The sequence below is a fragment of the Pricia mediterranea genome, assembly GCF_032248455.1.
Classification (GTDB): Bacteria; Bacteroidota; Bacteroidia; order Flavobacteriales; family Flavobacteriaceae; genus Pricia; species Pricia mediterranea.
In genome coordinates this window covers 1,925,494-1,940,593 of record NZ_JAVTTP010000001.1, presented here as the reverse complement: position 1 = coordinate 1,940,593, position 15,100 = coordinate 1,925,494, and the positions used below count along the sequence as shown (strand labels likewise).

Here is a 15,100-nt window from a genome sequence, read left to right as displayed (position 1 = left end):
TGAATGTCTAACCCGTCTGCTGCATGGCAGATATAAAAGCAGTTTATTATGAACGCAATTAAGAACAGAGTACAGTTGATCGGCAACCTGGGCCAGGACCCGGAAATCATGGACCTGGAAAATGGCAGCAAGCTGGCCAAGTTTTCCATCGCTACAAGTGACTACTACAAAAACGCGAAAGGCGAAAAAGTAGAGGATACCCAATGGCACAACATTGTCGCTTGGGGCAAGACCGCCGAAATCGTCGAAAGCTATCTCACCAAGGGCAAGCAGGTGGCGATCGAGGGAAAATTGATGCATCGCACCTACGAGACCAAGGAAGGTGAAAAGAGATACTTCACAGAAATCAAATGCAACGAACTTTTGATGTTGGGGAAGTAGGATGAATGTAGTTTTGCGGCCACCTCCAATTTCGAGGTGGCCCGCAATCTATGTATTCAATACTGTAAGAACTGGTGCCGCTGCTACATAGCTATTCTCTATAAAATGAAAGAGGACCTTGAAATTCCTGTGAAAGTCATTTTGGGTAAAATTTATTGGATTCGAGGACAAAAAATTATGCTGGACAAAGACCTTGCTGAACTATACGGCGTAGAAATCAAACAATTAAAGCGACAGGTTCGTAGAAACCTAGAAAGGTTTTATCTAGACTTTATGTATGAAATGGAGAGTAATGAACATGAAATCTTGAGGAGCCAAATTGGCACCTCAAGATGGGGAGGAACACGACATGCACCTATGGCTTTTATGGAACAAGGCGTTGCCATGCTTTCGAGCGTACTTAATAGTCCAAAGGCTATCAAGGTGAATATCCAAATAATTGGAGTATTTACCAAAAATACGACAGATTTCAGAGGATACGCGAACAATAAAACTCGAAATCGAGGAAATCAAAAAGAGTCTCTCGGGTCAAGGCAAGGACATTGGACTAGTTTATCACTATCTGGATGAACTTCTCAAAAAGAACGAAAACCAAGTGCCAAGAAAACGAATGGGCTATAAATCGGAATGAAGCCATTTCCATTACCAAACGTAGTTGGGATAGGACTACGGAGGCGAAAAACTCCATGGACATCCGCATAGAAATTTTAGAGCAATCCTTATTTTTACGACTATGACAACTACCACGGCACAAGAAGAACTCCTTCCTTTATTAAAAGCCCATTTCGGTTACCATGCCTTTCGACCCAACCAGTTGGACGTAATGACGGATATCCTCTCCAAAAAAGATGTCATGGCCATTATGCCGACAGGCGGTGGAAAATCGCTCTGTTTTCAATTGCCCGCCCTGGCGACCGAAGGTACGGCGGTGGTGATTTCTCCCTTGATCGCCCTGATGAAAGATCAGGTCGATGCGCTCCGTGCTAACGGGGTGGCCGCGGCTTATTACAACAGTTCCCAAGCGTACGAGGTGCAACAGGAAACCCTGCAATCGCTGCGGAACGGGGAACTGAAACTGTTCTATGTGGCTCCCGAAAGCCTCCATCAGTTCGATGCCGTTTTTCAGGATATCCGAATCAGCCTGTTCGCTGTGGATGAGGCGCACTGTATTTCGTCGTGGGGACACGATTTTCGCCCGGCCTATACCCAATTAGGAAACCTGAAATCCCGTTTCCCCGATGTCCCGATGATGGCGCTTACCGCCACGGCGGACAAGACTACCCAAGATGATATCGTGGACCAGTTGAGTATTCCCAATGCCAACCGGCATTTGGCCTCTTTCGATCGGCCGAACTTGTTCTTAGAGGTGCGCCCCGCCCAAGACCGTATTAAAAAAATTGTCGACTTTTTAACCGAACGCCCCGATGAAAGTGGTATCATCTACTGCCTAAGCCGTAAGAACACTGAAAAAATCGCCGAACGGCTGCGGAACTCCGGCTTTCTGGCCAAAGCTTATCATGCCGGTCTGTCCTCGGAAGAGCGGTCCGCCGTGCAGGAGGATTTTATTACTGACCGGGTACCGATTATCGTGGCGACCATCGCATTCGGAATGGGTATCGACAAGAGCAATGTTCGCTTTGTGATCCATCACAACCTTCCGAAAAATGTGGAGGGCTACTATCAGGAAATCGGCCGGAGCGGGCGGGACGGCTTGCCTGCGCACGCCCTCTTGTTCTATAGCTATGGAGATATCATGCAACTGCGCCGCTTTATCGCCGAAAACGACAATGCCGAGGTCGAGTACGCTAAACTCCAACGGATGCAGCAATACGCCGAGGCCCTTAGCTGTCGACGAATCGCCCTACTGAATTATTTTGGCGAGCCGGTTTATGAGGATTGCGGAAACTGCGATATCTGCAAACGTCCGCCCCGCTATTTTGACGGGACCGTATTGACCCAGAAAATCTGTTCCGCTGTTACCCGTCTCCTAGAAAATGAGCCTATGAACATGGTGGTCGATGTACTGCGCGGTGCCCGGAACGCCCAGGTCTTTGATAAGGGGTATCAGAATATAAAGACCTATGGCGCTATAAGTGATGTGTCGTGGCTCGATTTGCAGCAATATGTCATTCAATTGCTCAATCAGGGAATTCTGGAAATCAATTTTCGGGAAGGTTCCCGAATTGCGCTTACCCCGTCGGCGAAACAAGTGCTTTTCGAGAGCAAAAAAATCCGTTTGGCCGTTTTGGAAAAGGAAAAATCCAAGTCTAAAAAAGAGCTTACGGCCAAAACAAAGCCGTCGGGGCTCTTCGAAAAGCTCCGGCTGCTGCGACAGCGACTCGCTACGGAAGCGAACGTGCCCGCCTATGTAGTCTTTAGCGATGCCAGTCTAAGGGATATGGAAGAAAAGATGCCCTACGATGAGGCCAGTTTTCTAGAAGTATCAGGAGTAGGGCAGGCCAAGCTCGAAAAATATGCCGATGTCTTCCTCAAGGAAATCAACCGTCATTAAAGGCGCTTGGGATCCAAAGACTTACCGGCTCATGGCCTATCGCACAAGCTTTTGGAAGAAGGGCATTCTGTCAAAGAAATAGCCAGAAAAAGAGGCATTGCGGAATCCACCGTGCACAGCCATTTTCTAAGGCTAGCCGAAGAGGGAAAGTCCATCGACCTGCGGCAATTTGTTTCTCAAAAGGAAATTGAAGGCCTGAACAAAGCGAAATTCGAGCTAGGAAACCCCGAGGGATTAAGACCTTATTTTGATTTTTTTGATGAAAAACTGTCCTATGAAAAAATCAAGATGGGGTTGTTTCTATTAAACAAACGATGTGTTCCTCGACGTTCCAATCGGGCTTAGGGCAAGGAAGCTTTCAAAAAGAAACCTCAAACCTTCATCTTTTGTCGAATACGCTTACCGGTTTCCGCCCCAACTTTGACATTCGGAGCTTCTGAATTTCTTTGGTCATACAAAATTCGATTTTTGGCGATACACGAAGTTTGGACCGAAATCGGTCCTTAATCTCCTGCATCAGTTGATGCGATTCGGAGGTAGCTGCGATTTTGATCCGGATTTCGTCCGTCCCGATGTCGTTGCGATAAATTTCGATGATATAATTATTTACCTCCGCGAAGTCGTTGAGCAAATTGTCCATTGCGGGAGGATACAACGTGGTGCCTTTGTACTTGACCATTTGCTTTTTACGTCCCACTACCGGTCCCAGGCGCGGCGTGTTTCTTCCGCAATCACAGGGCGAGTCATGCGCGACTACCATATCACCGGTCCTAAACCGTAACAGGGGCATGGCCTCGACGCCCAGGGTGGTGACGACTAGTTCGCCTTCGGTGCCTGCGGGAACGGGGTTTCCTTTCTCATCAAGAATTTCCGTGATGATCAGTTCAGGATGTTGATGACCGCCCTGCTGTTCCGAACATTCAGTAAACGCGGTGCTCATTTCGGTAGAGGCGTAGGTGGAATACAGTTCGATGTTCCAGGCGGATCTGATTTTTTCCGCCAGTACGTTGAGCGAGAAATCTTGATTACGGAGCGATTCCCCGATGCAAATGGCTCCCTTTATTCCCGAGGCATTAACATTGATATCATGCTGTTGGGCATATTCTATCAATTTTAGAAGAAACGAGGGTACAACGATCAAGTAGCTGGGCTTGAACTTTTGAATCGTGTCCCATTGCAGTTCCGGGATGCCGGCGCCTACCCGGATGATACCGGCCCCTAGCTTCCGGGCGCCAAGAAAATAGGCAAGCCCCGCCATAAAACGTCGGTCGATGGTGGTGGTCAGCTGTAGGATGTCGTCTTCCGTTACCCCCGCACACGCAAATGAGATGGCCTCGTTATAGGCCAACCTGTCGAGGTCGGCATCCGTCAACCCAATAGTTACAGGCTCCCCGAGTGTTCCGGAAGTGGTCACAAAATCGACGATTTTATTTTTGGGCACACATAAAAAATCGTCGTTGAATGTTTGTAGATCTTCCTTGGAGGTGGTGGGAATTCGGGATAGGCCTTCTAGTGTTTGTACGTCAGAGATGGTAATCCCGTGTTTACGGAAGATCCGACGATAATATGACGAGTTGGCGTTTAGATACTCGAAGAGTTCTCTTAGTCTTTTTTCTTGGAACGCCCTGATGCGTTCTGGGGATGCTTTTTCGATTTTTGGAAACATGTTTAAAGCTAAGATTTAATATCAGCCTGTTGCTGGCGCAATTAAGGGTCGAAAGAAAACTATACCGGTCATTTTATCGTCGTCTCAGTTTGCGAATATAGCGTTCCACTTCTTCTCTGTCGGGAACCGTTGTAATTTCTTTGCTCTCCGCCTCTATAAAAGCTCTTAGAGCCAATCGGTCGTATCCTTTTATATAGTTATATTTTCCCACTAAATAGTGGGCTTCCCAAAATTCGGGGTTGAGTAGAATGAATTCCTCTAACCTCTTTTGTTCCACATATCCGTCCGAAGAAATTGCCTGCATAATCTTGGTTCGAAGTTTTCGGTAGCGTTGGTAGTGCCGATAGGCCAAGGTACGTAAAAAAGGGTCTTCCGCAATATTCGCTTTCGGATCGGATACCGACTTTGGTGTCTGGATTGTCTCGTTCTCCTTCGGCTTTTCCGCTGTCGTTTTATTAAATTTAGTCCGGTTCGCATTCAGGTTGGTCGATATCACGATGCGATCAATCGCAACTTCCCTAAAAACCTCGTTCAAGTCGAAAGCTGTGAATTCACCCAGCTGATACGGATTGCTCGATATCCACACCTTTAATTCCTCAGGCTTAAAAACGATTCCGTGATGTGCTAAAAGTTGATTCAGGGCCTTTTCGTTGCCGTAGCCGATAGGCCGGTCGGCGAATCCTTTTTTATCCCTAAGGATATCTACCGCGATTTGTGGTGTCACCTTGGATTTTTCCTCCAACAGTTCTTCCATACGCTCGTAACGGTATTGCGAATGGCTTTCCAAGATGTGTCTTCGGTTCTTTTTATCGTTGGCATAGGCCGCACTTTGAAAGTGATTGGAACAGACCATCTGGTCGGAGTTTTCAACTTCGTACACCCCAAAATTGTTCGGAGAGATCTCGATGATCGCGGCCCGCTGGTCCTTGGCACTACCCACGAAGATGGATTCCGAGACAAAAACTTCCTTTTTTTTGGCAATGGCGATGGCCTCTTCGATGGTGGAAGCATATTGTAAAATTTCGCGGGTGACGAGTGAAATGGGAGTTTTGGCGACCAACGGGAAGTCCGATTTCCCGGCATTGATGGTCACTGTCAAGCCTTGATCGTTCATGCCTGACAGTACCCCGATAAAGCCACCCCAGGTTACGGACATAAATTTGTGCCCCACATCGGGATTGATAAAGGCGATAATCTTGTTTTTCGCAAATTCATCTCCCACATAAAAATCGAAATTACGGCCGATGATCATTTTACCATCTTCAGTTTTGTCGTCCCAGGCCGCAAAGCTCGAACAGCCAACAAGGGCCAGATCTTGAAGGGCGTGCCCGATATCATGCGCCCCGTGAAAGTACATGACCCGTTGATAAGGCTCCGCGATATAATTGAATTCATCCGAGGCATATTGGGCCAATCCGTAAATCTCGGCTTTGTATTGAGGCTCAATGTTAAGGTACATTTTACGGTTGAACCAGGCCAGAAACTTTTGGAGCAATTTCTGTTTTCTTTTGGAAGGAACGAGCGAATCGATTTTATCGACAAAAATTTCTTCCTGCCGGTTAAAGAGTTCGCGCGTAAGACTGCCTGTTTTGAGGCCGAGCTCGAGGGGGTCGCCACTCACATAGAGCTCCCATTGGCCCTGCCGGTTCTTGGTCAAAAAATTATCCTCCAAAATAAAAGTGGAGTCGTTCACTTTTGTCCGCTCTGGAATTTCGGATTCGTATTGGCTCAGGTCGGGGGTGTCGTGCAGTGATTTTTTGACGCCGCAGGAAGTTAGTAGTAGTGCCAGGGTTACCAGCAGGGGTATTATAGAAGATGTTTTCCTAATAAGCATTCTTTACTTTAGATTGCGCTCCGTCTTTTTGATCGCTAGCCGATTCTTATAGTCCAACCATTTTTGGCCCCAGTATTTTCGGGTAAAGTTATCGAAGTTTCGCATGACAACCACATTGTACAGCATATTCGCAAAACGTGCCGGATGTCTCGGCAGGGCTCGAAGGGTCATCGAAAAGCCGCCGTTGAGGTAGCGTATACTATGCCAATAGCCGCTAGGCATAAATAGTGCGTCACCGTGTTTCATCTCGGCCCGGATGCCTCGGGCGTACTGTAGGGCGGGATATTTCCTGAAATCGGGGTTGTCCATGTCGATATCCTCAAGGTTATGTATCGAAAACGGTACCCGATATAGATATTTGGTCTGTTCGGGGGAGAAAAGGGTCACGGTCTTATCGCCGTCAAAATGGAAGTGCATACTGTCGGGCAAATCGATATCGTAGTGCATAAAGACCTTTGATTCGCCACCCCCGAAAAATAGGGCGGGTAGTTTTTTAAAGAATTTCAGCCCGATATCAGGGTATTCGAAATCGTCTAAAAGCTCGGGCATTTTCTTTAGGATTTCATAGAAGAATATCCGAAGATCTGTCGGTCGGGTCTTTAAGATTTCGATGTAGTCGTAGAGCTTCATCTCTTTCTTGGGGGCGTAAACGCTTTCCTTGTCCTTGGCGGGCTCGTTGTCGTAAAGCGGCACGATCTGATCTCCCGCCCGTTGTTGGATGTAATCGAGTTTCCACTTTTCATAAGCGGGCCAGCTTTTGGTCAGGCCGGTAATCAGTACGGGCTTTTGCGGTCTGTAATAGTATTTTATAAAATCTTCCTTGGTTATGTTAGTTACCCGCTCGACCGGGGTGGTCTTGAATTTTCCCATTTTTATTCAAATTCACGTTTTTCCATCTTGGAACCCTGTATTCTTATTATCGGCTGTTCACATACCCACTCTCCCGCTTCCCGCCACAATTTTATCCAACAAATATTGAGTTCCCAAAATCTCCGAGCAGGTGACGACTCCGCTTATGGTCACGCCTAGGATACCGTGCATATTCAGGCTTTGTCCCGTAAAATATAGGTTGTCGATTTTCGTGCGGGGCGAAATAAACGATTTCAAGGGATTCTCTACGTCTTTAACGTAGCCGTACATCGAGCCCCGATGACAACCGATATAGTCGCGATAGGACAGGGGGGTCGAAGTGTGGACAGATTGGATGCACTGTCGGATATTCGGGAATTTTTTCTCAAGCTCGTTCAAAAAAACCTCTGTTTTCTTCTTTTTGAATTCTGCGTAGGTCTCGCCGCGGTCGTTTTTGTCCGCTACCGTATTAAAAGTGTTCGCCCATGGTACTACTTCCTCAAAACGCATATAGGCGATGGCGGTCAGCTGTTCGCCCCATTCGCCTTGTTTTTTGCGCACGCCCATGGACACCATATAGTTCAGGGGCCAGTTCTCTTGGGTATAATCGTGTCCGTTCCAAACAGCATCTAGGTCTTTGGAATGATAATAATTATGGTTTAAGTAGGGAAAGGATTTTGGTTTTAGCACAATATGGACGCTGAAGGCCGAAATTGTACTTTTCATTTCCTCGATACGCTGGGTAAACGATTTTCGGAACGGGGCGCCTTCCGTTAAACGTAGGGTAGTCTTTGGATCGATGTTGGATATGAACAGCTTTCCCTTAAAGGTCTTTCCCTTTTTCGTCGTCACCGATACTGCTTTTTTATCCTGCACGGCAATGTGGTTTACTTCTTGGTGCTTAAAGGCGTCACCACCGTTTTCCTTTAATCGGCGAATGAGCAATTTTGTAATCTGGCTTCCCCCATCGGCACAGCGGTAACTGCTTTCGATAAAGGAGTTGACGGAAAGGGCATGCACGTAAAAAGGAGTCTTGTCGGGTTCGCCGGCATACAATAGATTCGAGCCGGCCAATACGGCACTTAGGCGTTCGTTGTCCGTGAGGGAATCGATATATACTTTGGCGCCAAGCGCAAAAAGGTCGGAATCTTGGTGGTAGGGCTTCCCGGCCTCGAGGTTGTAGAGCGGAAACTTTTGACAGACTTCACGTAATTTGTCACAATACTTATGTATCGCTGTCGCCTCTTGGGGGAACTCCTTGATCAGGCGCTTTGCAAAATTCCCAAATCCTTGGGCATGCGGGTATTCGGTATCGTCATCGTCAAATGTGATACGGTCAAAACCGTCTTCATCGAGTTTTTTTAAGTGCAATCCGTCGAGAATGTCGAGATACTTAAAATAGCGATGGAGGTTCTGACCTTCGGAAAGTCCACCCAAATAATGCACTCCAGTATCGAAAATGGTCTTCTCGCGCACGAAGGTCTGTAGATTGCCGCCGTATTGGTTGTTTTTTTCCAGTACGCAGACCGATTTGCCCTCCCGTGCCATGATATTGGCCGCGACCAGGCCGCCCATGCCGCTGCCAATGATTACTATGTCGTAGCTCTCTTTCAATATATTTGGTGAATATCAAGATAAATTCCGTGCTTCCCAACCACTCCTTCTACTGCTCTTTTGTAATAAAGATGTGGTTTTTCAAAACCGTGAATCTGTCGTTCTTGTGTTCAACTTCAAAGCCAAGCTTAGCCGCATCTTCGACTAAAACCATCGCCTTTTTCAAAAAAATCAAGGTACCAATTTCTTGCCACTTTTCCATATCGATAGCGGACAACCCGTAATGTGCCGAGTCAATTATCAGAACCTGCGCCGACCGTTCCATAACCTCGTCAACCGTATCCGCTACTGTAATCTTACTGTAGTTATGGGTCAGATAATTGTTTCTTAAAATGGCCCTGGCCTCTTGGTCCTCCAAGAAAGTGATAATTTTCCGGTCGTTGGAATCCAAGGCCAGCAGCAGGTCCAATTGGCCGAAATCCTTTGAGATATGTGCTACCGTAGCGGCGTGGCCCACGCTATCCAAAATCTCTTTATAGGTAGAGGCATTATCCTTCACGTCTCTTCGGACTGCCTTGTACAGGGCATCCCCCTTGTGCCGGAAATTCTCCAAAATCATCGCATACCAATATTCCGGTCCTTCGATTTGGTTCCGAAGCCGTCTGAATTCCGACCTGAAATAACGACCGATTTCTTTGGCGCGTTTGGAATAGGCAATGGAAAATCGGGGGTCGTCGGGAATTATCCTGGGAAGGAATTCAAGTGTTATGCTGCCATCCCGAATTATAAAACTGTCTTTTGGCGCTACTTCGGAAGTGCCGTGGATCAAAACGGGCAGTATGTCCAGATCTAGCTGTTCCGCAAGATAGAAAGCCCCTTTGTGAAAGCGGCCGATCTTGTTGGTTGTCGAGCGGGTACCTTCGGGAAACGCGATGATAGAGAAACCTTGGGCCAACTTTTCTTTCAGGTACGCCTCTCCATCTTCGATGCCTCCTGAAACAGGATAGGCGCCGTGCAATCGGGCCGCGGGACCGACCACCTTGGAATAGTACACGTGGTCTTTGACCAGATAGATGCATTTTGGATGCAGCATGCCCATGGCCAGGATATCCAGGAAAGAAGTATGGTTGGCGATAAGCATGGCCGGTTTTTCAAAGGTCTCATCGTGTTCGTTGCTAATTTTTTTGGATATGAAGGGATTGGTGTACAGCACTGATTTCATGAACTTCGATGTCAGCCAATGTAAGTTCAATTGTTCCCGCCTGCTGGCCTTCGGATTCACTGTTAGGATAATCCAAGAATACGCCGACAGCAGCAATCCTCCCAAATCAAAATAGGCGAAGGACAAGAGGGAATGGATCAGAATCCGCGGTCGAATAGGTCTTTTTCGATTATCCCCCAGAAACAGACGGAACAACAGCGGCTGTAGGGTAAAGGCGACAAATAGGGCACATCCGATACCAATAAGCGATACCACGGAGACGGAATAAAGTACAGGGTGCTTGGCAAAGATCAGTACTCCCACTGCTGCGATGGTCGTAATGACCGAAAGTATGATCGAGGTCTTGTAAGTAGCAAGCGTCTTAATGCCCGTGCGGTATTCGGCCAGCAGACCGTTCGTCATAAAAATACTGTAATCGACGCCCAACCCGAAGATAAAACTACAGATGATAATGTTGAAGATGTTGAACTCGATGTGAAAGACCCCCATGATACCGACGGTCAAAAACCAGGTCAGGAAAATGGGAATACCAGTAATTAGGGTCAGGGTCAGGCTTCGGTAAAAGAGGAGCAAGATCAAGACTACCGCGATCAACGAATAGCCCAGCAACCGGTTGAAGTCGTTTTTTAAGTTGCCCAAAAGGCTTTCGTTAATATGTTGACGCTCGATCAGCAGCGTTTGCGGTATAGCCTCAAAGCGTTTTCGAATATCGGATACGTCGGCATCGTCCACCTTGATCATAGACGTGATAGTGGTCCCGTTTTCATCATTGACTACATAGTCGTCCACCGAAAAGGACTGGATTTCCCCGATTTCCGAGAGAGCTATGGGATCGAAATCCGTTTCTAAAAGCGAATAGAACCGGGAGAAAGTACTGGGTTTAAAGCCCAGTTCAGACCCGCTAACAATCAGGTTTTGTTTGACGGAATCGACCTTGGCGGAATCCCAAAACCGCTGCCATGCGTCGATTTTTTGGCGCTGCGCCCGGTCAGATTTGACCAAGCCGCCTATGGACCCGAAACTTACGATTTTGCCACTCTCCTTCAGTTGCTCCAGTTGACCATAGAGGCTGTCGTTGCGCTGTAGCACTTGCTGGTAATCTTGGCCGTAGGTAGAGAGGTACAGGGATTTCGAACCGATATCCGTCAGTTTCTCCAAGCGCTTTCGGGCATCCAAAAGCGCTTGGGTCTCATAGTTGAGTTTGGTGATATCTTGATCGAATACAACTTTGCCGTAGGTGAAAATTCCGGTGATAAAGAGAACGGTCAATGCGGCGATGGTCCATTTGCTTTTATGCCATTCAAAAGCTGCCCATCGGTCCAGTATTGTCTTTTTAGCGGCCGGTAACTTTTTGCCCTTATACACTTGGGGGATGAATAGCAGTGCAAAAACTGAGGCGCCCAGCACACTGATGGCCGCGAATATCCCCAGATCCTGCAGGGCCTGGGAATCCAGGAACAACAGACAAAGAAATGCGCAGGCCGTGGTCAGGCTGCTCATTAATACCGCCGGGGCTACGTCATCGTACAGTTTCCCGACATTTCGGAGGCTGTGCTCCCCAGTCCCGTTGCTATCCTTTTTCTGTTGGGATTTGGCCCCTGGGCTGCGCTCGGGATACCCTTTTTGTTTTGGGTTTGGCCTCTCGACTGGTAAGCCTAAAGATTCATTCCCGCCTGATGAGGTACGTTCGCCCGACCGAGTAAGGGCTGGATGGCTGTCGGGCCCTGCATTCCGGATATGCGTCAAGATATGTAGCCCATAATCCAACGTAATCCCCAATAATATTGCGCCTATGCCCAATGACAGGGCCGAGATCTCGTCGCGGATAAGGCTTAAAAAAGTGACGGCCAACAGTCCGCCGAAGAGCGTAGGGGCAAAGAGTATCAGCGGTAAGATCAGTTTGCGATAGAACAAAATGAGCAAAACGATAAGCAGGCTCAGCGCAATACCCACAGTGAACTTTATGTCTTGTTCGATCTGTTTGGCGTTCGAGACCGCACTAAGCGCCGCCCCGAAATACTCGCTAGTTGCTTTTGTACCGTATTTGGCGTTGAGGGCATCCTGAACGGCATACAAGGCTTCGGAAAAGGGTAGGTTTTTGTTCGTTTCACCGGAACTGAACTTCGGAGTGATAAAAAGTAGGATATTCTCTTCCTCCTCATTGAGCAGAAACCCGTCCCTAAGCTTAAAACCTTCTTCGAATCCCAACCGCCGCAACTTCTTTAGGGCAATAAAGGAAAGTCCCAACGGGTCCCTGACGATATTCTTTTTGGCAACGATACCGGTCGGCGATATCAGGGTGCGGTAGTTCTCGGCCGTAATTTTCGCAATACTGTCCTGGGATAGTTTTAGCTGGATGGCCTTATAATCGGAATCCTCCAGAAAAAGCGGAAGGTGTTCATAGACCAGATCGAGAGTTTTGGGCACATCGTCTTGTGCGACGCGACCTTGAATGTTCTTGATGAACCTACCCTGTCGGGACCTCAAACTGTCCAGAAACTCGGTGGCATACCGGGTCAGGTCTTCTACGCTGCCGGCTTCCCCCTTTCGGATGTTGACCACGATCTTATCGGTAAAGGCGATGGATCTCAGTACCTGCTGTACCCGTTGCGTCTCCTCGGTGGCGGGGATCAGGGAAGAAATATCATCGTCGAATTTGATATGACGGACGATTGTCAACAGTCCGCCTATGGTTACCAACAGGCCCACAAGGGCCAACCATCGTCGTTTGCCGATGATGCGGTAGGCACGAAAAAATAACTTATCCATTTTCGACAGCTATTTTCCGTTTGGCCATCTGGTTCAGGGCCAGATAGCCGACCAATCCCGATAGTATGGAAACGACGGTCGCCAGTACAAAACTTCCTAAAATGTATGTTTTTAACCCCTTTAGGGCCAATAGGTTGTCCGCAATATGATCCAAAGCGAAAAAATGCCTCTCTCCCAGGATCCAAGCTCCCGTTTGCACGCTGGCGTAGAGGATAAATGGGATGAACGGGGGAAGGCTGATGTTCGAAAAGGCAAAGGCGATCGGTTTATTTAATTTTAGCAAGAACGCCATTCCGAGTACCAAGAGCGTGTGTAGTCCCCAAAACGGACTCAGGCCGATGAAGAGACCCAATGCAATGGATAAGGCCTTCTTTCTGGGGGAGTCATTGCTGCCTAAGACATCCTCGGACAAGAATTTCTTCACTCCCTTTTGCTTGACCTTCCGGAAGAAATCCCTAGGCTTGATGTAAAACACCGCCATCATAACGAACATTGTGTTCAGTGCGCTAATACGCGCAAAATCAGGACCTTTTCTAAAATGGGATACGCGTTCCGTGGCGTCGTAGGAGATTCTTACGGGAACGTTCTTTACTAAGGTGCCGTTCCACGCGGCTTTTACGATGACCTCGATTTCAAATTCGAATTTCGGGGTGTACAGATTCAGTTTTTCGGTTTCCCTGAGGGGATAAAGCCGATAACCACATTGGGTATCGGTCAACCAGGTACCGGTTTCGAACCAGAACCAGAAATTCGAGAATCTGTTACCAAAACTACTGGACCCGGGCACGTCGTGCTGCTTCATATTGCGTGACCCTATGTAGAGCACGTTATCGGTTTCTTCCTGTTGTAGGGCTTCCAAAAAAACGGGAATATCCTCCGGAAAATGCTGTCCGTCAGAATCGATGCTGATGGCGAAGTCGTAACCCAGTTCGAGAGCCTCTCGAAACCCGACCTGCAACGCATGGCCTTTCCCCTTGTTTTTCGGAAAACTTACTTGATGTATTTGTGGGTAATCCCTAAGGATTTCCGCAGTGCCATCCGTAGCACCGTCATTGACTACGATGATGTTTCGGGTTTGCCGTAGCACCCCGTCCAACACCCTGCCCAAGGTGCGGGCATTGTTGTAGGTGGGCACCAGCACGCAGCATTTAAGCCGTTGCATGGTGTTTTGTACGTATGGGACAAGGGTCGGCACAGGACGTTTTTTACACGGCAAAGATAATGAACTCGTCTTGAGTTGTTCTTCTAGGTCCGATTTTCATAGTTAGCGGCCGGAAGGTAGCTTTGCCAGCCTATTTCGTTCCCGCTTCTAGATCATTCGTTTTTCGGCCTCGGTAAAGGCTTCGGACTGGGAGACATATCTCTTGACAAAGGCCTTCGCGCCTTTATCGGTCATTGAGGCACAATTTTCGAGAATAAACTGTTTGTCTGCCTCTATCTCTTTGTGGTATCCCGTAATTTTGGGCACATTTTCCTGTACGCTGAGACGGATGCACCGGATTTCTACGTTGTCAGGCTCGGTTTCTATGGCATGTTCCAAAAGCTCCCGACCCTCCTTAAATAAAGTTTTTTTGTCTTTGATGCCCTGCGCGTAATCCGCCATCATGGTGGTGACCGCTCCCCTGTAGGCTACCAAGACCGTGTTGTCGTCTTTTCCTACGCCCGTTAAAGCCTGATACAGCGCTTTGGTCGCTTCCTCGTTTTGTGAGGCTTCGCGATACTCCTCCCTGACGGTGGCGAGGTCGATGGTGTCTAAGGGGCGGTAAATGAATGCATTACCGGTTGGGTCCATTTTCGCCGACGTCGGTTCCATAGGGCCGATAAAGCCTGTCGCCCATCCTATAAAAAATAGTACCAAGGATAGTTTCATTGCGGTATTTTTATCTTGGTCATGGTTTTGGCCTAAGCTTTAGAAGAAATTTCTTAATCCTTGCCCTTATGAATCTCCATTGGCCGAAACCGTGCGTTCGATTTTAGTGCCAAGGTATCGTCGAAAGACACGCTATTTTTTACTTTTATGTTTCCTTCCTCCTGTGAGATGTGCAGGCTTACCTGTATCGTGTCGTTTTTTTCGGGATTGATAATGGCCATAAATTTTACGTTGGACACAACAGATAAAAAGAGCTCTTTTTTCAGGGCCTTTTCCGTCAATTCCTTGACCAGTTGAATGGTACAGACGCCTGGCATAATGGGATTTCCGGGGAAATGGCCCTTGAATACTTCGTGGTCCTTGTTCAGTTTCACCGAAGCAGATACCGATTCCCCGTTCGCGGTAAAGCTTTGAATGCTATATAAATTTTGTATCAACATACT

12 protein-coding genes are annotated in these 15,100 nt (G+C 47.7%); 4 read left to right on the top strand and 8 right to left on the bottom strand.

What is annotated here, in order from left to right; genetic code table 11:
* Positions 1 to 48: 48 nt before the first annotated feature.
* From RQM65_RS08055 to RQM65_RS08040, 4 genes are all read left to right on the top strand, one after another.
* Entirely contained in the window at positions 49 to 381 is a 333-nt protein-coding gene (locus RQM65_RS08055; protein ID WP_314014018.1) for a single-stranded DNA-binding protein, read from the top strand.
* Positions 382 to 486: 105 nt separating this feature from the next.
* The gene (locus RQM65_RS08050; RefSeq protein ID WP_314014017.1) at positions 487 to 951 is read left to right on the top strand and encodes an ORF6N domain-containing protein; all 465 of its coding nucleotides are present in this window, start codon (positions 487 to 489) and stop codon (positions 949 to 951) included.
* 163 nt (positions 952 to 1,114) lie between these two features.
* Positions 1,115 to 2,893, top strand: a complete 1,779-nt coding sequence (gene recQ, locus RQM65_RS08045; RefSeq protein WP_314014016.1) for a DNA helicase RecQ — start codon at positions 1,115 to 1,117, stop codon at positions 2,891 to 2,893.
* Positions 2,894 to 2,899: 6 nt separating this feature from the next.
* Positions 2,900 to 3,238 (top strand): helix-turn-helix domain-containing protein, encoded by a 339-nt coding sequence (locus tag RQM65_RS08040; protein ID WP_314014015.1) that lies wholly within the window; start codon positions 2,900 to 2,902, stop codon positions 3,236 to 3,238.
* A gap of 34 nt (positions 3,239 to 3,272) precedes the next feature.
* Here the strand turns inward: RQM65_RS08040 and flxY are convergent, their stop codons facing one another.
* From flxY to RQM65_RS08000, 8 genes are all read right to left on the bottom strand, one after another.
* On the bottom strand, positions 3,273 to 4,559 hold the full coding sequence (gene flxY, locus RQM65_RS08035; protein ID WP_314014014.1) for a flexirubin biosynthesis putative acyl-CoA ligase FlxY: 1,287 nt from the start codon (positions 4,557 to 4,559) through the stop codon (positions 3,273 to 3,275).
* 73 nt (positions 4,560 to 4,632) lie between these two features.
* Entirely contained in the window at positions 4,633 to 6,393 is a 1,761-nt protein-coding gene (locus tag RQM65_RS08030; RefSeq protein WP_314014012.1) for a C45 family autoproteolytic acyltransferase/hydrolase, read from the bottom strand.
* A 3-nt stretch (positions 6,394 to 6,396) separates the two neighbouring features.
* Positions 6,397 to 7,263 (bottom strand): cupin-like domain-containing protein, encoded by an 867-nt coding sequence (locus RQM65_RS08025; RefSeq protein ID WP_314014010.1) that lies wholly within the window; start codon positions 7,261 to 7,263, stop codon positions 6,397 to 6,399.
* A gap of 57 nt (positions 7,264 to 7,320) precedes the next feature.
* Positions 7,321 to 8,856 carry a phytoene desaturase family protein gene (locus RQM65_RS08020; protein ID WP_314014008.1) on the bottom strand — a complete coding sequence of 512 codons (1,536 nt, stop codon included), beginning with the start codon at positions 8,854 to 8,856 and terminating at the stop codon, positions 7,321 to 7,323.
* 49 nt (positions 8,857 to 8,905) lie between these two features.
* On the bottom strand, positions 8,906 to 12,787 hold the full coding sequence (locus RQM65_RS08015; protein WP_314014007.1) for an MMPL family transporter: 3,882 nt from the start codon (positions 12,785 to 12,787) through the stop codon (positions 8,906 to 8,908).
* Positions 12,780 to 13,949 (bottom strand): DUF2062 domain-containing protein, encoded by a 1,170-nt coding sequence (locus tag RQM65_RS08010; RefSeq protein WP_314014005.1) that lies wholly within the window; start codon positions 13,947 to 13,949, stop codon positions 12,780 to 12,782. The genes RQM65_RS08015 and RQM65_RS08010 overlap by 8 nt, the downstream gene beginning before the upstream one ends.
* A 147-nt stretch (positions 13,950 to 14,096) precedes the next feature.
* Positions 14,097 to 14,657 carry a hypothetical protein gene (locus RQM65_RS08005; RefSeq protein ID WP_314014003.1) on the bottom strand — a complete coding sequence of 187 codons (561 nt, stop codon included), beginning with the start codon at positions 14,655 to 14,657 and terminating at the stop codon, positions 14,097 to 14,099.
* A gap of 53 nt (positions 14,658 to 14,710) precedes the next feature.
* Positions 14,711 to 15,097: an ApeI family dehydratase gene (locus tag RQM65_RS08000; RefSeq protein WP_314014002.1), complete on the bottom strand. Its 387-nt coding sequence runs from the start codon at positions 15,095 to 15,097 to the stop codon at positions 14,711 to 14,713.
* Positions 15,098 to 15,100 lie beyond the last annotated feature (3 nt).